Here is a 21,926-nt window from a genome sequence, read left to right on the forward strand (position 1 = left end):
GGCAGTTTTGGGCGCAGCGGCAGGTTTCAGCCGGGATGGTCAGCTGGCCAGGGCTTTCGCGTACAGCGGCGCCGCTTCCAGGGACAGCGCTTCCGCCGGCTGCGGCCGGCCGAAAAGGTAGCCCTGGCCCAGCTGACAGTGGTTGCGCTCGAGGAACTCGGCCTGTTCCGGCTGCTCGATGCCTTCGGCCAGCACGGTCAGGCCCAGGCTGTGGGCGAGCACGATCACCGAGCGGGCGATGGCGGCGTCCTTGCCGTCAGCGGGCAGGCCGGCGACGAAGCCGCGATCGATCTTCAACTTGTCCACCGGCATGTTCTTCAAGCGCTGCAGCGAGGAATGGCCGGTGCCGAAGTCGTCGATCGCCAGGCGCACGCCCAGCTCGTGCAGTCGCTGGAGTTGCCGGCGGGCGCTGTCCGGGTCGTCCATCACCGCGCTCTCGGTGATTTCCAGCTCCAGGTGGTGAGCGTCGAGGCCGGTACGGGCGAGGATCTCGGCGACCTGCCGGTCCAACCCGCCGCGGCCGAACAGGCGGGTGGAGATGTTCACCGCGACGAACTCGAGGGCGTGTCCGGCCTGCAGCCAGCTGCGCATCTGCCGGCAGGCCTGCTCCAGGACCCAGAGGTCGATGGCGCCGATCAGACCGTTTTCCTCGGCGACCGGAATGAACTCTCCCGGTGGCACCAGGCCGCGCTCGGGGTGCTGCCAGCGTACCAGCGCCTCGAAACTGACCAGCCGGCCGCTCTTGATGTTGTGGATCGGCTGGTAATGGACACGTAGCTCGCCGTACTCCAGGGCATGCCGCAAGGCGGAGATCAGCTCGACGCGCTGCCGGGCGCAGACGGTCAGCTCCTGGCTGTAGAAGGCATAGGTGGCGCGCCCGGCGCTCTTGGCCTTGTGCAGGGCGGAGTCGGCATTGCGCAGGGCCTGCTCGACGCTCTGCGCGTCGCCGGGAAACAGGCTGATGCCGAGGCTGGCGCCGATCGTCAGTTCGTGCGTGTCCAGGTGGAAGGGCTGGTTCAGCGCCTCGTGGATGGTGGCGGCCAGCGTCACGGTCTGTTGCGGCGAGCAGTTCTCGCAGAGCAGGCCGAACTCGTCGCCACCGAGGTGGGCGAGGGTCATGCCCGGGCGCACCACGTGGTAGGTCAGGCGCTGGCCGATGCTCTTGAGCAGCCGGTCGCCCTGCTTGTGGCCGAGACTTTCGTTGATGTGCTTGAAGTGATCGAGGTCGAGCAGCAGGACCGCGCCTTGGCCTTTCTCCAGACGGGCCCGTTCCAGGGCGTGCTGGAGACGTTCCTTGAACAGCAGGCGGTTCGGCAGGCCGGTCAGCGGGTCGTAGTGGGCCAGGTAGTCGAGTTCGGCCTGGGAGCGCTTGAGCATCGACAGGTCGGAGAACACCGCCACGTAGTGGCTGATCGTGCCGGCTTCGTCGCGGATGGCACGGATGCTCTGCCATTGCGGATACACCTCGCCGCTCTTGCGGCGGTTCCAGATCTCCCCGCTCCACGCGGCGCGCTGGTGCAGCGCCTGCCACATCGTGCGGTAAAAGTTTCCGTCATGCCGGCCGGATTTGAACAGGGTGGGCAACTGGCCCAGCACTTCGGTTTCGGTATAGCCGGTGATGCGGGTGAAGGCCCGGTTGATGTAGACGACCCGCTGCTCGGCATCGGTGACCAGCACACCCTCCAGGGTGCTGTCGAACACCGCGGCGGCTTGGCGCAGGCTGGCGGCATGGGCGTTGCTGTCGGCGAGCTGGCGGCGGCCGAGGACATAGAACAGCAGGGCGGTGAGGAGGATGAAGGCGCTGCCCTTGAGCGTCTGCCAGGCGCTCAGGTGCGCACTATCCTCCAGCAGGAACAGAAGCAGCCAGTCGCTCAGGGCGATCCACAGGACGGCGAAAAGAACGTAAGTCAGGCAGATGAACAGCAGTGGGAGGCGCGTTTTCAGCGACCAGTCACCCATCCATGGCTGCCGGACAGGATGATCATTCTGTGGAAACATTTCTTATCCAAAAGGGTGCGGGTTTTTCAGCCGAACGCGCTGATAACGGGGCTCACCATAAGCCGCTGTTCGAACTCCGAGGTAGGCATGCATGCGATACGACGGATTTCTCGATCGGTCACCCTGGTGACTCATCTTAGTGAACCGGCTCCTCGCACCTTTGACCGTGGTCAGCGCAACCGTGTATTTGCACTGTTATTCGGCATACCGTGCGCTGGATCTACATTCGGGTGTGAAGCAGTCCTCCATTTCTGGTCGCGGCCGGCCATCGGCACGAATACTGATGCTTCGCGCGGCGCACCCCGCAGTATCCGGCCCCGGCGCGAACACGCCGAGCAGCTGCGGAGCTGCTTGCCGCATCCTGATCCGTCGTCCGCTTGACGGGGCGAACTTTGCCGTCTGCCATTGATCTGATGGCTAGCCCTCGTCCGTGTAGGCCAGGTCACGGGAGCTGAATCGATGAGCCGCGAAGAAGTCAGCTGCGAACAGTCGGCCGTCAAGTCGGGCGTGGGGAGAGCGGCCCTGCAGATGCCGCAGGCCGAGCTGCAGTGCCTTGCCCGTACCGACGGGCTGACCCACAGCCGCAATCGCCGGCATTTCTTCGCGTGCGCCCAGCGCGAGCTGCTGCTCGCTCGCCAGTACGGCATGCCGCTGGCCTTTTGGCTGCTGGACATCGACGACTTCAAGCGGATCAACGACAGTCATGGCCATCAGGTCGGCGATCAGGTATCGCGGCGCCTGGCCGACTGCTGCGCTGCTACGTTGCGCGGCGGCGACCTGTTCGGACGGATCGGTGGCGAGGAGTTCGCCGCGCTGTTTCCCCGCTGCCGGGCGGAGCAGGCCCTGCCGATTGCCGAGTATTTGCAGCGGAGTATCGGAGAGCTGGTGTTCCCGGTTGGCGACGAGACCTTGCGCATCACTGTCAGCCAGGGGCTGGCTGGCCTGGAGCCCGGGGATGCCGATCTCGGTTCGCTCTATGCTCGTGCCGATGCAGCGATGTACTTGGCCAAACGGCAGGGCAAGAATAGGGTCGTGCTGCTCTGAGTCCGGCTCCTGACGTCGTTCTTCTGCCGGGCCGAGAGCGTCTAGGGGGTTGATTGCAGTCTGCCTACCATAGCTATATATCTAGTGTCTATTAGACATTGATCTATAACCAATAGGTCGTTTCGCTTCTATTTTCTCTTATTGTCCCTAGCTATCGTTGGCTCGCTCCTGCGTGACGGTCGTAGGAGGCTCAATGGATTCTGCCCGGGCCCCTTTCCTCCAAGGACTGGGGCGTGCTGATGCAGTACCACTTACAAAAATAAAAATGGAGAATAACAAGATGAAAAAAGCCACCCTGGCGTTGGCCGTGGCGGGCGGTGTTCTGGGCCTGTCGGCTAGCCAGCAGGCTGCTGCCGAATTCTTCAAGGACAGCAAGGCCAGCCTGGAGTTGCGCAACTTCTACATGAACAAGGATTTTCGCGACGAGGTCAGCGCTGCTCCCAACCAACAGGCGAAACAGGACGAATGGGCGCAGGGTTTCATCCTGCGGATGGAATCCGGCTATACCGAGGGGCCGGTCGGCTTCGGCCTCGACGTGCTCGGCCTGGCGGGCGTGAAGCTGAATTCGAGCCCAAGCGAGGCCGGGACCGGCCTGCTACCCGGTGGGTACAACAACCGGGCGCCGGACGACTACAGCGAAATAGGCGTGACCGGCAAGGTCCGCTTCTCCAAGAGCGAGCTCAAGGTCGGCACCCTGATGCCGAAGAACCCGGTACTGGTCTACAACGACACCCGCCTGTTGCCGCAGACCTTCCAGGGCGGCAGCCTGAAGGTGCAGGAAATCCAGGGGCTGACCCTCGACTTCGGCTATCTGAACGAGGTCAACTACCGGAACTCCACCGACAACGAAGAAATGAGCCTGATTAACGCCAACCGGCGCAACATCACCATCAAACGCGGTGGCGAGAACGAGGCGAACTTCTTCATGTACGGCGGCGCCACCTACCAGGTGACCAAGGATCTGACCGCCACCTACTACTACGGCGAACTGGACGATCTCTACAAGCAGCATGCCTTCAACGTGGTGCACATATTGCCGCTCGGCAAGAACTCGCTGAAGACCGACCTGCGCTATGCCCGCTCCACGGACGACGGCGAAGCGCATGTCGACAACCATGCCTTCGGCCTGATGAGCACCTACGCCATGGGCGCCCACAAGTTCGCTTTGGGCCTGCAGAAGATGCAGGGCGATACCGGTTTCGCGCAGATCAACGGCACCGACCCCTTCCTGGTCAACTACATCCAGGTCAACGACTTCGCCAACGCCGACGAGCGCTCCTGGCAGCTGCGCTACGACTACGATTTCGCGGCGCTCGGCGTTCCCGGTCTGACCTTCATGACCCGCTATGTATCGGGCGACCATGTCGACCGCGGCCCGGGTTCCGACGGCAAGGAATGGGAGCGCGATACGGATATCGCCTATGTGTTCCAAAGCGGCATGCTGAAGAACCTGAGCCTGAAGTGGCGTAACGCGACCATGCGCAGCAACTTTGTCCGTGACGTCGACGAGAACCGTCTGATCGTCAGCTACACCCTGCCGTTGAAGTGATCCCCCGGGGCGGCCTTGCCGCCTCTTCCCGAGGCCCCTGCCCGCCAAGGCGGGGGTGGCTCGGTGCCGCGATCCTCGCATTGCCTCCTTCCCGCGCCGTCAGGCGTTGAAAAAGCTGTTATCTCTAAATAGCTTATGCGCAGCGCAATCGAGCTTCTAGCCCATGACCGAAACCACTGCTGCCATCGACATCCAGCGCTTGCGCGAATCTGCCGCCCAGGCGGAGCAACTTCTCAAGGTGCTGGCCAATCCGGATCGCCTGATGCTGCTCTGCCAGCTGTCTCACGGCGAGCGCAACGTCGGCGAGCTCGAGGCCCTGCTGGGCATCCGCCAGCCGACCCTGTCCCAGCAACTCGGCGTGCTGCGCCGCGAAGGGCTGGTGGAAACCCGTCGCGACGGCAAGCAGATCCACTACCGGATCAGCAGTCCGCAGGCCCTGGCGGTGATCGACACCCTCTACCGGCTGTTCTGCGCCGATGGTCGCTGAGCGGCCGGCTGCTGCTGGGTGATGCAGTGGATGTTGCCGCCGCCGAGGAGGATTTCCCAGCCGGGCAGCATCAGCACCTCACGCTCGGGAAACAGCCGCCGCAGGATCGTCTCGGCTTCGCTGTCGCGGGGATCGTCGAAGGCCGGCGCGATGATGCCGCCGTTGACGATCAGAAAGTTCACATAGGAGCCGGCCAGGCGGATCGACGGGTCGCGTAGCTGGCTGCCGGCGACCAGGTCGACGCCGGCACACTCCTCCTCGCTAGCGTACAGCGGGCCGGGGATCGGCATGCGCTGCACGCTGAGGCGGCGACCACGGGCATCGCGGGTACTCTCGAGCGCCTCCAGGGCCGCCCGGCAGCGCGAATGGTTGGGGTCCTGCGGATCGTCGGTCCAAGCCAGCAGCACTTCGCCGGGGCGCACGAAACAGCAGAAATTGTCGACGTGACCGTCGGTCTCGTCGTTGAACAGGCCCTGCGGCAGCCAGATCACCCGCTCGATGGCCAGATGCGCGGCGAGCATGGCCTCGATCTCCTCGCGGGAAAGGTGCGGATTGCGATTCGGGTTGAGCAGGCATTCCTCGGTGGTCAGCAGGGTGCCCTCGCCGTCGACGTGGATGGCGCCGCCCTCCAGGACAAAATCATCGGTACGGTAGCGGGCGCAGCGCTCGATGCCGAGGATCTTGCGCGCCACCTGGTCGTCACAGTTCCAGGGCGCGTACAGGCCGCCGGCGAAGCCGCCCCAGGCGTTGAAGGTCCAGTCCACGCCACGCACTTCGCCGGCAGCGTTGATCACGAAGGTCGGTCCGGTGTCGCGCACCCAGGCATCGTCGCTGCTCAGCTCGACCACGCGGATATCGGCGCCGTCGAGGCGGGCGCAGGCGTTCTCGTACTGGGCCGTGGAAACGCCGACGGTCACCGGCTCGAAGCGGGCGATGGCGCGGGCCACCGCGGCGAAGGCGGCCTGTGCCGGCTTGCCGCCGAGCCGCCAGTTGTCCGGGCGTTCCGGCCAGATCATCCAGGTCTGGCCGTGCGGCTCCCACTCGGCGGGCATGCGAAAGCCGTCGGCACGCGGGAGGCTGGTCAGGGTCCGCATCGGTTCGGCCACGGCTCAGGACTCCAGGTTGCCATCAAGGGTCTTGATCGCGCCGTACAGGTTGGGCCGGCGGTCGCGGAATACCCCCCACGCACTGCGGATGTGTTCCAGGCGGTCGAGGTCGAAGCTGTGCACCAGCACGCCTTCTTCCGTCTCGTTCAGTTCCTCGACCTTGGCGCCGAACGGGTCGGCGATGAACGACGAGCCGTAGAAGTCGATGTGGTAGTCCTCCTGCACCTCGCGGCCGATGCGGTTGCTGGCGATCAGCGGCGTCAGGTTGGCGCCGGCATGACCTTGCTGCACGCGCTGCCAGTGATCGCGGGAAAGAATGCTCGGGTCGTGGGGCTCGCTGCCGATGGCGGTGGGGTAGAGCAGCAGCTCGGCGCCCTGCAGGGTCATGGCTCGCGCGCTCTCCGGGAACCACTGGTCCCAGCAGATGGCCACGCCGATCCGTGCATACCGGGTATTCCACACCTTGAATCCGGTGTCGCCGGGGTTGAAATAGTACTTCTCGTGATAGCCGGGGCCATCCGGAATATGGCTTTTGCGGTAGAGGCCGAGCATCCGCCCGTCCGCATCGAGGATGGCGATGCTGTTGAAGCGCGCCCGTCCGGCCCGTTCGTAGAAGCTGATCGGCAGCACCACGCCCAGTTCGGCGGCGACCTTCTGGAAGTGGCGGATGGCCGGATTTTCCTCGACCGTGGTGGCCAGCTGCAGGTAGTCCGGGTTGGGCTTCTGGCAAAAGTAGGGGGTTTCGAACAGCTCCTGGAGCAGGATGACCTGCGCACCCCTGGCCGCGGCCTCGCGCACCAGCCGTTCGGCGTTGGCGATGTTGGCGGCGCGATCCCAGGAGCAGGCCATCTGGGTGGCGGCGACGGTGACGGTGCGGGACATGGCGACCTCGTGGCGGCGGATGGGTGTGAACCCTCAAGCTGGCAGAGGATGATGCCGGGGTCAAATGACGTTAAACAGCGGGTAGCGGCGGGCCAGAAGGCGCAGCGGTTTTCCGGGCGACCGATCAGACCGTGTGCAGGTACCAGTTGTATTCCAGATCGGAGATCGAGTGCTCGAACTCCTCCAACTCGCTCTCCTTGCAGGCGACGAAGATGTCGATGTAGTCCGGGCTGATGTAGCGGGCGAGGATTTCGCTCTCGTCCAGCCGGCGCAGGGCGTCGCGCAGGTTATTGGGCAGGCTGGGTTCGACCTGTTCGTAGGAGTTGCCCTCGACCGGCTGGCCCGGCTCGATCCGGTTGGTCAACCCGTGGTGCACGCCGGCGAGCAGCGCGGCCATCACCAGATAGGGGTTGGCGTCGGCACCGGGGACGCGGTGCTCGATACGCACCGCATCCGCGCTGCCGGTCGGCACGCGCAGGGCCACGGTGCGGTTGTCCAGGCCCCAGCAGGGCGCGTTGGGCACGTAGAACTGGGCGCCGAAGCGGCGATAGGAGTTGACGTTGGGGCAGAGGAAGGCCATCGAGGCCGGCATGGTCTCCAGCACGCCGCCGATCGCATGACGCAGGGCGGCGTTCTGCTGGGGGTCGTCGCCGGCGAAGATGTTGCGGCCGTCCTTGTCGAGGATCGAGATGTGCACGTGCAGCCCGTTGCCGGCCTGGCCCGGGTAGGGCTTGGCCATGAAGGTGGTGTCCATCTCGTGGTCGTAGGCGATGTTCTTGATCAGCCGCTTGAGCAGCACGGCGTAGTCGCAGGCCTTGATCGGGTGGGCGACGTGGTGCAGGTTGACCTCGAACTGCGCCGGGGCGCTCTCCTTGACGATGGCGTCGGCCGGAATGCCCTGCTCCTTGGCACCTTCGAGGATGTCCTGCAGGCAGTCGACGTACTCGTCGAGGTCGTCGATCAGATAGACCTGGCTCGACTGCGGGCGCTTGCCGGAGATCGGCGAGCGCGGCGGCTGCGGCCGGCCGTTCACGTTCTCCTGGTCGATCAGATAGAACTCCAGCTCGAAGGCGGCGCAGACGGTCAGCTCCAGCGCCTCGAGGCGGGCAACCACCTGGCGCAGCACTTCCCGCGGGTCGGCGAAGAAGGGCGTGCCGTCGCGCTCGTGCATGGTCATCAATAGCTGCGCGGTGGGCCGTTTCTGCCAGGGCTCCTTGCTCAGGGTATTGGGGATGGGAAAGCAGATGCGGTCGGCGTCGCCGATATCGAGACCCAGGCCGCTACGCTCGACGGTGGTGCCGTTGATGTCCAGGGCGAACAGCGAGGCGGGCAGGTTGATGCCTTGCTCATAGACCCTGTGCAGACTGGTGCGCTCGATGCGCTTGCCGCGCACCACGCCGTTCATGTCGGCGATGAGCAGGTCGACGAACAACACCTCGGGATGTTCCTTGAGGAACGCGTTCGCTTCGTTGAGCTGAACGGCACGCGGGGGTACCGACATGATGCAACACCTGGCTTGTTTAAAATTTCAATCATTCATGGACTCAATGTTGAGTCAATCCCAAAGCCTGAGCGCTGTCAAGGTAGGTTGCCCGCCCCTCGGAATGAGGCTTGCATACCGGCTTTGCGGCCGTTGGCGGCGGCTTTCGCGTCGGGAGCCGAGGTCCGCCCGGGCCGGCAAAGACGGCCGCGTGCCGTTTCGTCTCGGCGGCTGTTGTCTAAAAAAATGAACAAGACTAAGCTCGATTCCACCCCCGACAGCCAGGATGATGCCATGCCCCGTCTGCCCCTGATCGGCGTGACCGCCTGTACCCGCCAGATCGGTCTGCACCCTTTCCATATTGCCGGCGACAAGTATCTGCGCGCAGTGGCGGAGGGCGCTGGCGGCCTGCCGCTGGTCATTCCCGCGCTCGGCGGGCTGGTCGACCAGCAGGCCCTGCTGGAGCGCCTCGACGGCCTGCTCTTCACCGGCTCGCCGTCGAACGTCGAACCGCACCATTACCAAGGCGACGCCAGCGAGCCGGGCACCCACCACGATCCGGACCGCGACCGCACCACGCTGCCCCTGATCCGCGCCGCGGTCGCCGCTGGCGTGCCGCTGCTCGGCATCTGTCGCGGTTTCCAGGAAATGAATGTGGCCTTCGGCGGCAGCCTGCACCAGAAGGTCCACGAGGCCGGCCCCTATGCGGACCACCGCGAGGTGCAGGACGAGGCACTGGAAGTCCAGTACGGGCCGCGTCATGCACTGTATATACAGCCGGGCGGATTGCTCGCCGGCATCGGCCTGCCCCGGCAGATCGAGGTCAACTCGCTGCACGGTCAGGGCGTCGAGCGCCTGGCTCCCGGCCTGCGCATGGAAGGGCTGGCGCCGGACGGGCTGATCGAGGCGTTTTCCGTCGAGGGCGCGCCGACCTTCGCCCTCGGCGTGCAGTGGCATCCGGAGTGGCAGTTTCACACCAATCCCCATTCCCGGACCCTGTTCCAGGCCTTCGGCGATGCCTGCCGGCGTCGGGCGGAGCGCCTTTAGCGGGCCTTCGGCCCGAGTGCAAGGAGTGTCATCATGAACGCCAGTGGCAAGCTCGACCGTCTCACGCTCTGGCTCAAGGAGCGCAAGATCACCGAAGTGGAATGCCTGATCAGCGACCTGACCGGCATCGCCCGCGGCAAGATCGCCCCGACCAGCAAATTCATCGCCGAGAAGGGCATGCGCCTGCCGGAGAGCGTGCTGCTGCAGACCGTGACCGGCGACTACGTCAACGAGGACGTCTATTACCGGCTGCTCGATCCGGCCGAGATCGACATGTTCTGCCATCCCGACGAGAGCGCGGCGTTCCTCGTGCCCTGGGCCATCGAGCCGACCGCCCTGGTGATCCACGACACCTGCGACAAGTGGGGCAATCCCATCGAGCTGTCGCCGCGCAACCTGCTCAAGAAGGTGCTGGCGATGTACGCCGAGCGCGGCTGGCAGCCGATCGTCGCGCCGGAGATGGAGTTCTACCTGACCCAGCGCAGCGACGACCCCGACTACCCGCTGCAGGCGCCGGTGGGCCGCTCCGGCCGCCAGGAGACCGGCCGCCAGTCGTTCTCCATCGACGCCGCCAACGAGTTCGACCCGCTGTTCGAGGACATGTACGACTGGTGCGAGGCCCAGGGCCTGGATCTGGACACCCTGATCCACGAGGAGGGCACCGCGCAGATGGAGATCAACTTCCGGCACGGCGAGGCGCTGCACCTGGCCGACCAGATCTTCGTGTTCAAGCGCACCCTGCGCGAGGCGGCGCTCAAGCACAACGTCACCGCGACCTTCATGGCCAAGCCGATGAGCGGCGAGCCGGGCAGCGCCATGCACCTGCACCAGAGCGTGGTCGACCGCGACGGGCAGAACGTCTTCTCCAACCCGGACGGCTCGATGAGCGAGCTGTTCCTCAACCATATCGGCGGGCTGCAGAAGTACATCCCCGAGCTGCTGCCGCTGTTCGCGCCCAACGTCAACTCGTTCCGCCGCTTTCTGCCCGGCACTTCGGCGCCGGTCAACGTCGAATGGGGCGAGGAGAACCGCACCGTCGGCCTGCGCGTGCCGGACTCCGCGCCGCACAACCGGCGGGTCGAGAACCGCCTGCCGGGCGCCGACGCCAATCCCTATCTGGCGATCGCCGCGAGCCTCCTGTGCGGCTACATCGGCATGGTCGAGCAGCTGCAACCGAGCGCGCCGGTGCAGGGCCGCGGCTACGAGCGGCGCAGCCTGCGCCTGCCGCTGACCCTGGAGGCGGCGCTGGAGCGCATGGAGAACTGCCGCGCCCTGGAGCGCTACCTGAGCCCGCGCTTCATCACCGCCTACGTCGCGGTGAAGCGGGCCGAGAACGAGAACTTCAAGCGGGTGATCAGCTCCTGGGAGCGCGCCTTCCTGCTGCTCTCGGTGTGACCCGTCAGGCGTTACCCGGCCAGCCCGCCGCCCCGGTGGGCCGGCCCTGTCGTAGAGGAGGGGCTCCCATGAAAGGCACTACCGGCAATCCGCAAACCCGGCAGTGGCAGGATCTCAGCCATGCCCACCACCTGCCGCCGTTCACCGACTACAGGCAGCTCAAGGAGCGCGGCCCGCGGATCATCACCCGCGCCTCCGGCGTCTACCTCTGGGACAGCGAAGGCAACCGGATCCTCGACGGCATGGCCGGGCTCTGGTGCGTCAACGTCGGCTATGGCCGCGAGGAGCTGGTCGAGGCGGCCAGCCGGCAGATGCGCGAGCTGCCCTACTACAACCTGTTCTTCCAGACCGCCCACCCGCCGGCCGTGGAGCTGGCCAAGGCGATCGCCGAGCTGGCGCCGCCGGGCATGCACCATGTGTTCTTCACCGGCTCCGGCTCGGAGGCCAACGACACCGTACTGCGCCTGGTGCGCCATTATTGGGCGATCAAGGGGCAGCCGCAGAAGAACGTCATCATCGGCCGCTGGAACGGCTACCACGGCTCCACCGTCGCCGGCGTCAGCCTGGGCGGCATGAAGGCCATGCACGCCCAGGGCGACCTGCCGATTCCCGGCATCGAGCACATCGACCAGCCCTACTGGTTTGGCGAGGGCGGCGACCTCGATCCGGACGAATTCGGCATCCGCGTCGCCGACCAGCTCGAGCGCCGCATTCTGGCGATCGGCGAGGAGCGGATCGCCGCCTTCATCGCCGAGCCGATCCAGGGCGCCGGCGGGGTGATAGTGCCGCCGGACAGCTACTGGCCGCGGATCCGCGAGATCCTCGACAAGTACGACATCCTGTTCGCCGCCGACGAGGTGATCTGCGGCTTCGGCCGCACCGGCGAGTGGTTCGGCAGCCAGTACTACGGGCTGGAGCCGGACCTGATGGCGATTGCCAAGGGGCTGACCTCCGGCTACCTGCCGATGGGCGGGGTGGTGGTGCGCGACCGGATCGTCGAGGTGCTCGAGGAGGGCGGCGAGTTCTACCACGGCTTCACCTACTCCGGGCACCCGGTCGCAGCGGCGGTGGCCCTGGAGAACCTGCGCCTGCTGCGCGAGGAGGGCATCGTCGAGCGGGTCAGGACAGGCACCGCGCCCTACCTGCAAAAACGCTGGCGAGAGCTGGCCGAGCACCCCCTGGTCGGCGAGACCCGTGGGGTCGGCATGCTCGCCGCGCTGGAACTGGTCAAGGACAAGCGGACCCGCGAGCGCTTCCCCGCCGACCGGGCGGCCGGCCTGCGCTGCCGCGAGCACTGCTTCGCCAACGGGCTGGTGATGCGCGCGGTCGGCGACACCATGATCGTCGCCCCGCCCCTGGTGATTTCCGAGGCGGAGATCGACGAGCTGATCGCCAAGGCGCGGCTCTGCCTGGACCTCACCGCGAGCGAGATGCCGGGCTGAATGGCGGGCGTGCGGAGCAGGGATGGAACAAGCCGGGCACTCGCCGAACTTTCTCTACGCAAAGAAGTACCGGCAAGCGCTCGGAGTTCCTTTGCTCGTACCATTTCATCCAGCCAGGGAAGCTCGACTCCGCATCGTTTGCTGCGTCGCAGAAACTGCGCTTTTACTCGCCTGTTAGCCTAATTGTCAGGCATACCAGAAACACATTCTCGCAACTGCACATGGAGTTAACAGTGGAGCCCAATGTTCAAGCGGACCTGGCACAGATCAAAGCTGACCTACTCGAAGGGATGCGCGAGTACATGGTCGATGTCTCGGAGGACGGCGGCGATCCCGGCTATACGGAGACTGATATCGCTAAGTGCGAGTCTATTTTGGACAGCTTCTTGGCAAAGGCTCTCTCTGCCGGGGCCGGCAATAGCGCTTCTGTCTTGGCCGCTGTGAAAGAGGCTGTCTTGTCGCTCAATATGCTTAACGAGAACTGCGAGCAGAGTCTTATCGAGACGGAGCAACGTGAGCAGATCTGCGATCTGATCATTCAAGGAGCAGCCGTGGCGGGGGTAGGTTCTGGTGAGGACATCACTGAGCAGTGGCGTGAGTGGTGAGCGCGCCTATTGCTTAACAATCGAGGAAACCACAAAAACCGAGCTCGACACCCGACCGTTTCGCCAAGGCGTTGCCCCGTTCCATCACGAACTCAGCGCCGCCGAACGCACCATGACCCAGCCCCGGCCCGCCGCCCGGCGGGCTAACTGCCTTGCCAATCGCCATAGAAGCATGCAACTCGATGCGACTGCGCGGCGTATCCATATAAGTTCCGCATATCCCTCTTTGTGGTGCTTGTAAAGCAGCCCCCAGCCTTGCCAGACTGCGCGCCGTTGCACCACCCCGAGCCGGCCGGGTCGGGCGGCAGCGCATAGGTGCCCGCCCGCCCGGAGACTTCAACGACAAAAGGAGCGGTACGCATGAAACACTTTGGCAAGACCCTTCTCGCGCTGTCCCTGGGCATGCTCGCCGCATGCGACAAGCCCGCCGAGAACGACGGCAAGAAGGCGGAAACCCCCAGCGCGGCCGCGCCTGCGACGGCTCCGGCCGGGAAGATCCTGCACGTCTACAACTGGTCGGACTACATCGGCGAGAACACCCTGGCGAACTTCTCCGCGGAAAGCGGCGTCAAGGTCGTCTACGACGTGTTCGACAGCAACGAGGTCCTGGAAGCCAAGCTGCTCGCCGGCAGTTCCGGCTACGACGTGGTGGTGCCGTCCAACCCCTTCCTGGCCAAGCAGATCAAGGCCGGCGTGTTCCAGAAGCTGGACAAGAGCAAGCTGCCGAACTGGCAGAACCTCGACAAGGACCTGCTCAAGGCGCTGGAGCCGAGCGATCCGGGCAACCAGTACGCGGTGCCCTACATGTGGGGCACCGTCGGCATCGGCTACAACCTCGACAAGGTCAAGGCCGCCCTCGGCGACCAGGCGCCGGTGGACTCCTGGGACCTGGTGTTCAAGCCGGAGAACATCGAGAAGCTGAAGGCCTGCGGCGTGTCCTTCCTCGACTCGCCGACCGAGATGCTGCCGGCCGCCCTGCATTACCTGGGCTACGCGCCGGACAGCAACAAGCCCGAGGAGCTGAAGAAGGCCGAGGAGCTGTTCCTGAAGATCCGCCCGAGCGTGGCCTACTTCCATTCCTCCAAGTACATCTCCGACCTGGCCAACGGCGACACCTGCGTGGCCATCGGCTATTCCGGCGACATCTACCAGGCCAAGGCGCGCGCCGAGGAAGCCGGCAACAAGGTGACGATCGGCTACAGCATTCCCAAGGAGGGCGCCGGCAGCTTCTTCGACGTGCTGGCGATTCCCGCCGACGCGAAGAACGCCGCCGAGGCCCACGCCTTCATCGACTACCTGATGAAGCCGCCGGTGATCGCCGAGATCACCAACGAGGTGCAGTTCCCCAACGGCAACGCCGCGGCCACCCCGCTGGTCGACGAGGCGCTGCGCACCGACCCCGGCATCTATCCGAGCCAGGAGGTGCTGAAGAAGCTCTACACCTTCCCGGACCTGGCGGCCGACACCCAGCGTGCCATGACCCGCAGCTGGACCCGGATCAAGTCGGGGACCTGAGGGTCCTGACGGGGCCGACCGGCGGTCGCCGCGCGGTCCCGGCGCTCACAGCGGACGTGTCGCGCCAGCGGCCGGCCGCGTCTCCTGCAGCGGGCCGCCGCGCCCGGCAGGAAGGCGCGGGCGGCCCGTACCACGGGAAGCGCCCCGCCGGGCCGGCGGGCGTCCCACGACAACCCGATTGCCGCCTCCCGAGGCTGCCTGGACGATTGGCCGAAGGCCGACGGGGCGAGCGGAGGCCCCTGTTCATATAGTGGAGTTGTGACCATGGCGACTGTCGCCGGTGCTAACACGATTGCTCTCGCCGACGACCAGCCGGCGAAGGAGGTGCTGGTCAGGATCGACCGGGTGACCAAGAAGTTCGACGACATGGTGGCGGTGGACGACATCTCCCTGTCCATCCACAAGGGCGAGATCTTCGCCCTGCTCGGCGGCTCCGGCTGCGGCAAGTCGACCCTCTTGCGCATGCTCGCCGGCTTCGAGCGGCCCACCGAAGGGCGCATCTACCTGGAAGGCCAGGACATCACCGAGCTGCCGCCCTACGAGCGGCCGATCAACATGATGTTCCAGTCCTACGCGCTGTTCCCGCACATGACCGTGGAGCAGAACATCGCCTTCGGCCTCAAGCAGGACCGCCTGCCCAAGGCCGAGATCGATGAGCGCGTGGCGGAAATGCTCCGCCTGGTGCAGATGACCCAGTACGCCCGGCGCAAGCCGCACCAGCTGTCCGGCGGCCAGCGCCAGCGCGTGGCCCTGGCCCGTTCGCTGGCGAAACGGCCCAAGCTGCTGCTGCTCGACGAGCCGATGGGCGCGCTGGACAAGAAGCTGCGCTCGCAGATGCAGCTGGAGCTGGTGCAGATCATCGAGCGGGTCGGCGTGACCTGCGTGATGGTCACCCACGACCAGGAGGAGGCGATGACCATGGCCGCGCGCATCGCCATCATGCACCAGGGCTGGATCGCCCAGGTCGGCAGCCCGATGGACATCTACGAGAGCCCGGCCAGCCGGCTGGTCTGCGAGTTCATCGGCAGCGTCAACCTGTTCGACGGCGAGCTGGTGGACGACAGCCCCGACCACGCGGTCATCGCCTGCCCGCAGCTGGAGCGGCCGATCTACATCGGCCACGGCATCTCCACCCGTGCCGAGGAGAAGCGCGTGACCTACGCCCTGCGCCCGGAAAAGGTCCAGCTCAGCGTGGAAAAGCCCGAGCTGCAGCACGAAGGGCACAACTGGTCGGGCGGCCGGGTGAAGGACATCGCCTACCTGGGCGGCCACTCGATGTACTACGTCGAACTGCCGTCGGGGCAGGTGGTGCAGGCCTTCATGGCCAACGCCGAGCGCCACGGCAAGCGTCCGACCTGGAGCGATCAGGTGTACGTCAGCTGGTTCGACGACGGCGGGGTGGTGCTGCACACATGAAAAGACTCCGCCAACTGTTCCCCGGCCGCCAGCTGGTCGTCGGCATCCCCTTCGTCTGGCTGCTGCTGTTCTTCCTGCTGCCTTTCGCCATCGTGTTGAAGATCAGCTTCTCCGAGGCCGCGGTGGCGATTCCGCCGTACACGGAGATCTTCACCTACGTCGACCAGCAGCTGACGATCCTCGCCAACCTGAACAACTACGTGTTCCTCGGCCAGGACGAGCTGTACCTGTCCGCCTACCTGGGCTCGCTGAAGATTGCCAGCGTCGGCACGTTGCTCTGCCTGCTGATCGGCTACCCGATGGCCTACGCCATCGCCCGCGCCAGCAAGGAGATGCAGACCGTCTACCTGCTCTTGATCATGATGCCGACCTGGACCGCGATCCTGATCCGCGTCTACGCCTGGATGGGCATCCTCGGCAACAACGGTCTGCTCAACGGCCTGCTGCAGGGGCTCGGGCTGATCGACGCGCCGCTGCGCATCCTCAACACCGACCTGGCCGTGTACATCGGCGTGGTCTATGCCTACCTGCCGTTCATGGTCCTGCCGCTCTACGCCAACCTGGTCAAGCACGACCCGAGCCTGCTGGAGGCCGCTGCCGACCTGGGCGCGCACCCGCTGGCCAGCTTCTGGAAGATCACCGTGCCGCTGTCGAAGAACGGCATCGTCGCCGGCTGCATGCTGGTGTTCATCCCGGTGGTCGGCGAGTTCGTCATCCCCGAACTGCTCGGCGGCCCCGAGACGCTGATGATCGGCAAGGTGCTCTGGCAGGAGTTCTTCAACAACCGCGACTGGCCGGTGGCCGCGGCCCTGGCGGTGGTGATGCTGGCGATCTTGCTGGTGCCGATCATCCTGCTCAACCGCAACCAGGCCAAGGAACTGGAGGGACGGCTATGAAGCGCCCGAGCTTTTCCAGCCTCATGCTGTGGGCTGGCCTGCTGTTCATCTATCTGCCGATGGTCATCCTGGTCATCTATTCGTTCAACGACTCGCGGCTGGTGACCGTCTGGGGCGGCTGGTCGGTGCGCTGGTACGCCGGGCTGCTCGACAACCGCCAGTTGCTGGGCGCGCTCGGGCGTTCCCTGCAGATCGCCCTGTGCACCGCCGTCGCCGCGGTGGCCCTCGGCACCCTGGCGGCCTTCGTGCTGACCCGCATCCCGCGCTTTCGCGGCCGCAGCCTGTTCGGCGGGCTGGTCACCGCGCCGCTGGTAATGCCCGAGGTGATCACCGGCCTGTCCCTGCTGCTGCTGTTCGTGGCCATGGCCCAGCTGGTCGGCTGGCCGGCCGAGCGCGGCCTGACCACCATCTGGATCGCCCACACCACCTTCTGCACCTCCTACGTGGCGGTGATCGTCTCGGCGCGCCTGCGCGAGCTGGACCTGTCGATCGAGGAGGCGGCGATGGACCTGGGCGCGCGGCCCTGGAAGGTGTTCCTGCTGATCACCCTGCCGATGATCGCCCCCTCGCTGGGTGCTGGCGGCATGCTGTCGTTCGCCCTGTCGCTGGACGACCTGGTGCTGGCCAGCTTCGTCTCCGGCCCCGGCGCGACCACCCTGCCGATGGAGATCTTCTCCGCGGTGCGCCTGGGCGTGAAGCCGGACATCAACGCCGTGGCCAGCCTGATCCTGCTGGCGGTGTCGCTGTTCACCTTCCTCGCCTGGTTCTTCATGCGCCGCGGCGAGGCCCGCCGGCGGCGGGCCCTGCAGCAGGCCCACGAGGCCGAGCAGCACCCGTCTGTCTGGCAAGGCGCCGGCCAGGGTGCCCCGGCGCCGGGCGGCCAGGCCTAGGACCGGCTGCGGCGGCGTCCCGTGCGGGGCGCCGCCGATCCTCTCAGCGCAGCGCCGCGGCGTAACCTTCTTCCATCAGCACCTGGCGCACCGCCGGGCGCTTGAGCATCCGCCGGTAATGGGCCTGGCAGTTGGCGGGCAGGGCGAGGCCGGTGCGGTCGGCCCAGAACTCCACGTAGAACAGCGCGCAGTCGGCGATGCCGAAGCTGCCGACGAGGTAGTCGCGCCCGTCGAGCAGCCGGTCGGCGACCGCGAAGCCGCGCTCGAGGATCTCCCGGCCCTGGGCCTTGATCGCCTCGTGCTGGGCCGGGTCGGCGGCGAACTTCTCGGTGGTGAAGATCCGCGCGAAGCCCTGGCCGTGCAGGGTGCCGACGGCGAAGTTCATCGCCTCCAGCACCCGCGCCTCGCCGTCGGCGTCTTCCGGCAGCAGGCGGCGCTTTGGATAGCTGCGCGCCAGCCACCAGGCGATCGACTGGAAGTCGGTGAGCGCGCTGCCATCGTCGCGCACCAGGGTCGGGATGGTCGCCTTGGGGTTGATGGCCAGGTATTCGGGCCGCTGCTGGTCGCCGGCCAGCAGGTTGACCAGATGCGCTTCGAACACCAGCCCCAGCTCTTCCAGCAGGATGTGGATGCCGGTGCTGCAGGAGCCGGGGGTCATGTAGAACTTCATCATGCCTCGGCTTCCTCCCAGTCGAGTTCCGGTTCGAGCAGTCCGGTTTCGCGGAGCATCGCCTTGAAGCCTTTCATCACCGGACGGGAGATCATGGTTTCGGCCAGCACGCGCTTTTCGTAGAGCAGGAACTGCATGTCCTCGTCCAGGCGCTTGCGGGCGTCGGCGATCAGCTGGCGGATCTCCGTGCCGAGCTTCTCGCCGGGACGGCCCTTGACCTGCTCGTAGAGCAGCGCCATGACCAGCTTCTCGGTGGGCTTCATCTTGCACTTGCCGTCGAGGATCTTGAGCATCACCGCGGTGGCGCAGTCGACGTGGATCGGCGACAGGGGATGCGCCTCGGCCCAGCGGGCCACGCGCGCAGCGGTCATGCCACCACCTCGCCGGCGGCGCTGCGCCGCGCGTAGTCGAGCAGGGAGGACTCGATGGTTTCCCAGGCGTAGGAAGAGACGGCGCGCACGCCGATGGCCTTGAGCTTCTCGGTCGGCCCGTCACCGATCTTGGCGACGAACACCGCCTGGCAGTCCTTGATGGCCTCGAGGATGCCGGCCATGGCGCTCTGGTTGGAGCTGTTGCCCAGGCAGTAGTGCTCCACCTCGCGCGACTCCAGCAGGCGGCAGCTTTCCGGGGTGACCTCGTAGACCGCGAAGCGCTTGGCATGGCCGAAATGCTCGCTGATCGCCTGGCCTTCCTTGCTGGCCACGGCCAGTTTCACCGGGAATTCGATCATCTTATTGTTGTTCCTTTAATCAGCGGTATGACGCAGAAGTTTCAGGCAGGCCCGCGAGGCCGCCAGCTCCACGGCGCGTAGGTCATCGAAGTTGCGCACGTGCGGGTCGGCGCCGGCCTCGAGGAGGATCTTCAGCAACTCCGGGCGGTCGCTGGAGGCGGTATACATCAGCGCCGTGGAGCCGGCGTCGTTGCGGTTGTCCAGCTCGATGCCGGCATCGATCAGGTCCTGCACCAGGCCGGCGTCGCGCGACACGCAGCCGAGCCAGAGGGCGGTGTTGCCGTCGTCGTTGCGCGCGCGGACGTCGGCACCCAGGGCCAGCAGCTCGCGGACGATCTCCCGGCGGCCCTGCAGGGCGGCGCGCATCAGCGGGGTCAGGCCGTGCTGGCCGCGGGCCTCGAGGTCGCCGGTCGGGTACTGCCACTCGGCGAGGAAGGCCGCCAGTTCGGCGCTGGGCGCACCGGCCGGCGCCGCGGCTTCGGCCAGGGCCGTGGCCAGCGGCCGGTAGCCGCCATCGACGCTGTAGACGCGGGCGAAGCGGAAGTCGCTGAACATCTGCGCGAAGGTCTTGCTGGAGTTGCCGTGGTAGCAGTAGATCAGCACCGGCGCCTCCTTGGGCAGGCGGCCGAGCCACAGCGGCACGCGGTCCTCGGTCAGGTGCATGGCACCGTCGAGGTGCTCCTGCTGGTAGCTGTGCATGTCGCGCACGTCGAACAGCTTGAGCTCCGGCTCGGCGCGGATCAGGGCCGCGGCTTCGACCGCGGAGAGGCATTGGTAGGGAATCCGTTCGGCTGAGGCCATGAAGGGTCTCCGCAGGAAATCAGTGGGGGAAGGTATCGGCATCCTCGGCGTAGGCCGGCGCGGATTCGATGCGCGGGTCCTCCACCGGCAGGCCGACGGTAAAGTGGTAGAGCGTCTGCCAGGCACTGCCGGACAGGCCGAGCAGGGCGTGCACCGGGTCGTCGAAGAAGCAGCCGATGCCGGTGCCGCGCAGGCCCTGGGCCTCGGCTTCCAGGTAGAGCGCCTGGCCGATCAGTCCGGCTTCGCGGTACAGGCTGCGGTAGGCGGCCGGGCCGCCGGCGGCCAGCGCGGCGTCGAACTCGGCGAGCATGCCGAGGGCGAAGCAGGCGTTGGCGGCGATGTCCTGATGGCAGTGCAGGCTGCGGGTGGCGCGCTGCAGTTCGAGCGGCTCCAGGTCGGCCAGGTGCAGCAGGGGCTCGAGGCCGGGCAGCGGGGCGAGGGCGAAGCGCCCGGCCAGCAGCGGGCGCAGGGCGTCGCGCTGCGCCTCGCTGCGCGGCAGCAGGTAGAGCCCCGGCGCCAGCCCCTCGACGCGGGCGACGAACAGCACCAGCGCCATCCGCGGGGCTTCGCCGAACACGTCCCAGGGCAGCCCGGCCGGCTGCAGCCGGGCGAGGATCGCGGCGAACTGCGCCTGGCTCATCAGATGATGGCGGTCGAAGCGCTGGGCGCTGCGCCGCTCGCCGAGCAGCGCCTGCACCGGCTTGGCGGCCTCGCCGGGCGCGCGCGGGGGGGCAGCTTTCAGGGCCGCGGCGGGCTGCGCCACGCGGTCCTCCCGACGGCTGGCGGCGGCCACCTGGGCGATCGTCGGCCAGCTGTACATGGGGTGGCGGTCGATGGTCGAAGCCACGCCGTGCCAGGTCGAATGCTCGGCCAGCGCCTGCAGCGCGGCGCTTTGCAGCGGCACCGGCGCGGCGGCACAGAAGCTCGCGGCGAGGAGGATCTCCGCCTCTTCCCGTTCGGTCTCGGCGCGCTTGCGGGCGGGAAACTCGGCGAGCCGGTCGATGCCGGCCAGATGCGCGAGGGTGTCGCTGCCGACGTGGGCCTGTTCCGCGAGCCGCCAGCCGAGCGCCGCGGCGGCGTAGCGCAGGGCGCCGGCGGCGTGGCCGGTGTCCAGCTGGCAGTAGCGGAAGGCCCGCTCGCCGTACTTCCAGGCTTCGCGCCACATCACCGAGCTGAGCAGGATGGCCAGGCGCGGCTCCCCGCCGCCGGCGGGATGCGCGGCGCGCAGTTCCAGTGCGTGGTTTTCGGGACGATAGTGGTACAGACCGTCCTCGAGGGCGTCGAGGCCGGCGATCAGCAGGTAGGCCTCGGTCGGGTGCAGGTTGCCGCTGGACGGGTTGGCGCGCACCGCCCAGCGGTCCGGGCCGTAGCGCTTCCAGGCGGTGAGGCCGAGCGACAGCTGCAGCAGGGCGCCGAGGCTGGCCAGGTCGGGCGGCAGCGGCGCCTGGGCCGGATCGTCCAGGCCGGCGAAAGGGCGCATGAGCGCGGCGTGCAGGGCACTGCCGGGCGGCACGGCCGAAAGCCGGGGCAGGGCGATCTGCGGCGCGCCGTCGAAGTGGCGGAAGGGCGCCGGCTGGGCATCCCAGTCGAGGGTTCCGGGTCCGGAGGCATAGGCCTCGAAACGGTGCTTGGTGCGCTGGTGGTAGTCCAGCACGGTCGCCAGGGCGGCGGGCGGAGTCTGGGTCGGCATGGTTCTATGGAATTTTTTTGTCGGCCGGGGGAACTTACCTGCAAGAGCAATACCAGGCTACGGTTTTCCCGTCTGGCAAGGGTTGCTGCGTGCCGCCGCAGAGGCGGCAGTGCGACATTGTCGGCTTTGTGACAGGGTGCAGGAGCAAAATCGGTGCATGCGCCGGTAGCCTGTAAGGTTTGCCTGACATTTTCCGGGGTTGTGTAAAAGTCCGGGTAAAGCCTGGCTGACAACGGTTTTTCCGCCCGTGGCGCGCTTAGGATGCCCCCGTACCCGGCGCCGC

The 21,926-nt window shown here is 66.6% G+C and carries 20 protein-coding genes and 1 pseudogene; 11 read left to right on the forward strand and 10 right to left on the reverse strand.

The window, feature by feature from the left end:
- Positions 1-39: 39 nt before the first annotated feature.
- Complete coding sequence (gene dibA / locus Atro_RS14950) at positions 40-1,959, reverse strand: phosphodiesterase DibA (RefSeq protein ID WP_497923477.1); 1,920 nt, start codon at positions 1,957-1,959, stop codon at positions 40-42.
- Positions 1,960-2,532: 573 nt separating this feature from the next.
- On the opposite strand from dibA, the pseudogene Atro_RS14955 reads away from it, so the two are divergent.
- The 3 genes and pseudogenes from Atro_RS14955 to Atro_RS14965 all read left to right on the forward strand — a co-directional run.
- Positions 2,533-3,042: pseudogene (locus tag Atro_RS14955) on the forward strand (GGDEF domain-containing protein); the annotation flags it as partial.
- Between the two features lie 280 nt (positions 3,043-3,322).
- Positions 3,323-4,591, forward strand: a complete 1,269-nt coding sequence (locus tag Atro_RS14960) for an OprD family porin (RefSeq protein WP_497923479.1) — start codon at positions 3,323-3,325, stop codon at positions 4,589-4,591.
- A gap of 163 nt (positions 4,592-4,754) precedes the next feature.
- Positions 4,755-5,078, forward strand: coding sequence for an ArsR/SmtB family transcription factor (locus tag Atro_RS14965; RefSeq protein WP_497923481.1), 324 nt, complete (start codon positions 4,755-4,757; stop codon positions 5,076-5,078).
- Here the strand turns inward: Atro_RS14965 and aguA are convergent.
- From aguA to Atro_RS14980, 3 genes are all read right to left on the reverse strand, one after another.
- Entirely contained in the window at positions 5,048-6,172 is a 1,125-nt protein-coding gene (aguA, locus tag Atro_RS14970; protein ID WP_497927694.1) for an agmatine deiminase, read from the reverse strand. The two genes, Atro_RS14965 and aguA, sit on opposite strands and share 31 nt — an antisense overlap.
- A 15-nt stretch (positions 6,173-6,187) precedes the next feature.
- Complete coding sequence (aguB, locus tag Atro_RS14975; RefSeq protein WP_497923483.1) at positions 6,188-7,066, reverse strand: N-carbamoylputrescine amidase; 879 nt, start codon at positions 7,064-7,066, stop codon at positions 6,188-6,190.
- 124 nt (positions 7,067-7,190) lie between these two features.
- A complete protein-coding gene (locus tag Atro_RS14980) occupies positions 7,191-8,567 on the reverse strand; it encodes a glutamine synthetase family protein (protein WP_497923485.1) in 1,377 nt (458 codons plus the stop codon).
- A gap of 273 nt (positions 8,568-8,840) precedes the next feature.
- Here Atro_RS14980 and Atro_RS14985 point away from each other — a divergent pair, with 273 nt between their 5' ends.
- The 4 genes from Atro_RS14985 to Atro_RS15000 all read left to right on the forward strand — a co-directional run bounded on the left by Atro_RS14985 (position 8,841) and on the right by Atro_RS15000 (position 13,035).
- Positions 8,841-9,593: a gamma-glutamyl-gamma-aminobutyrate hydrolase family protein gene (locus Atro_RS14985; RefSeq protein WP_497923487.1), complete on the forward strand. Its 753-nt coding sequence runs from the start codon at positions 8,841-8,843 to the stop codon at positions 9,591-9,593.
- A gap of 33 nt (positions 9,594-9,626) precedes the next feature.
- Positions 9,627-10,988 (forward strand): glutamine synthetase family protein, encoded by a 1,362-nt coding sequence (locus Atro_RS14990; RefSeq protein ID WP_497923489.1) that lies wholly within the window; start codon positions 9,627-9,629, stop codon positions 10,986-10,988.
- A gap of 68 nt (positions 10,989-11,056) precedes the next feature.
- A complete protein-coding gene (locus Atro_RS14995) occupies positions 11,057-12,430 on the forward strand; it encodes an aspartate aminotransferase family protein (protein ID WP_497923491.1) in 1,374 nt (457 codons plus the stop codon).
- Positions 12,431-12,663: 233 nt separating this feature from the next.
- Entirely contained in the window at positions 12,664-13,035 is a 372-nt protein-coding gene (locus Atro_RS15000) for a hypothetical protein (RefSeq protein ID WP_497923493.1), read from the forward strand.
- A 13-nt stretch (positions 13,036-13,048) separates the two neighbouring features.
- Here Atro_RS15000 and Atro_RS15005 read toward each other — a convergent pair whose 3' ends face one another.
- Positions 13,049-13,240 carry a hypothetical protein gene (locus Atro_RS15005; protein WP_497923494.1) on the reverse strand — a complete coding sequence of 64 codons (192 nt, stop codon included), beginning with the start codon at positions 13,238-13,240 and terminating at the stop codon, positions 13,049-13,051.
- Positions 13,241-13,395: 155 nt separating this feature from the next.
- Here Atro_RS15005 and Atro_RS15010 point away from each other — a divergent pair, with 155 nt between their 5' ends.
- The 4 genes from Atro_RS15010 (at position 13,396) to Atro_RS15025 (ending at position 17,752) form a co-directional block, all read left to right on the forward strand.
- Positions 13,396-14,550: a polyamine ABC transporter substrate-binding protein gene (locus Atro_RS15010; protein ID WP_497923496.1), complete on the forward strand. Its 1,155-nt coding sequence runs from the start codon at positions 13,396-13,398 to the stop codon at positions 14,548-14,550.
- A gap of 264 nt (positions 14,551-14,814) precedes the next feature.
- Positions 14,815-15,966, forward strand: a complete 1,152-nt coding sequence (potA, locus tag Atro_RS15015) for a polyamine ABC transporter ATP-binding protein (protein WP_497923498.1) — start codon at positions 14,815-14,817, stop codon at positions 15,964-15,966.
- Positions 15,963-16,862, forward strand: a complete 900-nt coding sequence (locus Atro_RS15020) for an ABC transporter permease subunit (protein ID WP_497923500.1) — start codon at positions 15,963-15,965, stop codon at positions 16,860-16,862. The genes potA and Atro_RS15020 overlap by 4 nt, the downstream gene beginning before the upstream one ends.
- Positions 16,859-17,752, forward strand: a complete 894-nt coding sequence (locus Atro_RS15025; RefSeq protein ID WP_497923502.1) for an ABC transporter permease subunit — start codon at positions 16,859-16,861, stop codon at positions 17,750-17,752. Before Atro_RS15020 ends, Atro_RS15025 begins: the two co-directional genes overlap by 4 nt.
- Positions 17,753-17,795: 43 nt before the next feature.
- On the opposite strand, the gene Atro_RS15030 is transcribed toward Atro_RS15025, so the two are convergent.
- Genes Atro_RS15030 through Atro_RS15050 form a run of 5 tightly spaced genes read right to left on the reverse strand, consistent with a single transcriptional unit; the run spans position 17,796 to position 21,643 of the window.
- Positions 17,796-18,425: a glutathione S-transferase family protein gene (locus Atro_RS15030; RefSeq protein WP_497923503.1), complete on the reverse strand. Its 630-nt coding sequence runs from the start codon at positions 18,423-18,425 to the stop codon at positions 17,796-17,798.
- Positions 18,422-18,793, reverse strand: coding sequence for a hypothetical protein (locus tag Atro_RS15035; protein WP_497923505.1), 372 nt, complete (start codon positions 18,791-18,793; stop codon positions 18,422-18,424). Before Atro_RS15035 ends, Atro_RS15030 begins: the two co-directional genes overlap by 4 nt.
- Positions 18,790-19,152 carry a NifB/NifX family molybdenum-iron cluster-binding protein gene (locus Atro_RS15040; protein WP_497923507.1) on the reverse strand — a complete coding sequence of 121 codons (363 nt, stop codon included), beginning with the start codon at positions 19,150-19,152 and terminating at the stop codon, positions 18,790-18,792. The genes Atro_RS15035 and Atro_RS15040 overlap by 4 nt, the downstream gene beginning before the upstream one ends.
- A 15-nt stretch (positions 19,153-19,167) precedes the next feature.
- Positions 19,168-19,953, reverse strand: a complete 786-nt coding sequence (locus Atro_RS15045) for an ankyrin repeat domain-containing protein (protein WP_497923508.1) — start codon at positions 19,951-19,953, stop codon at positions 19,168-19,170.
- Between the two features lie 19 nt (positions 19,954-19,972).
- Complete coding sequence (locus Atro_RS15050; protein WP_497923509.1) at positions 19,973-21,643, reverse strand: SagB family peptide dehydrogenase; 1,671 nt, start codon at positions 21,641-21,643, stop codon at positions 19,973-19,975.
- Between the last annotated feature and the right edge of the window lie 283 nt (positions 21,644-21,926).

The sequence above is a fragment of the Azotobacter tropicalis genome, from assembly GCF_059739045.1.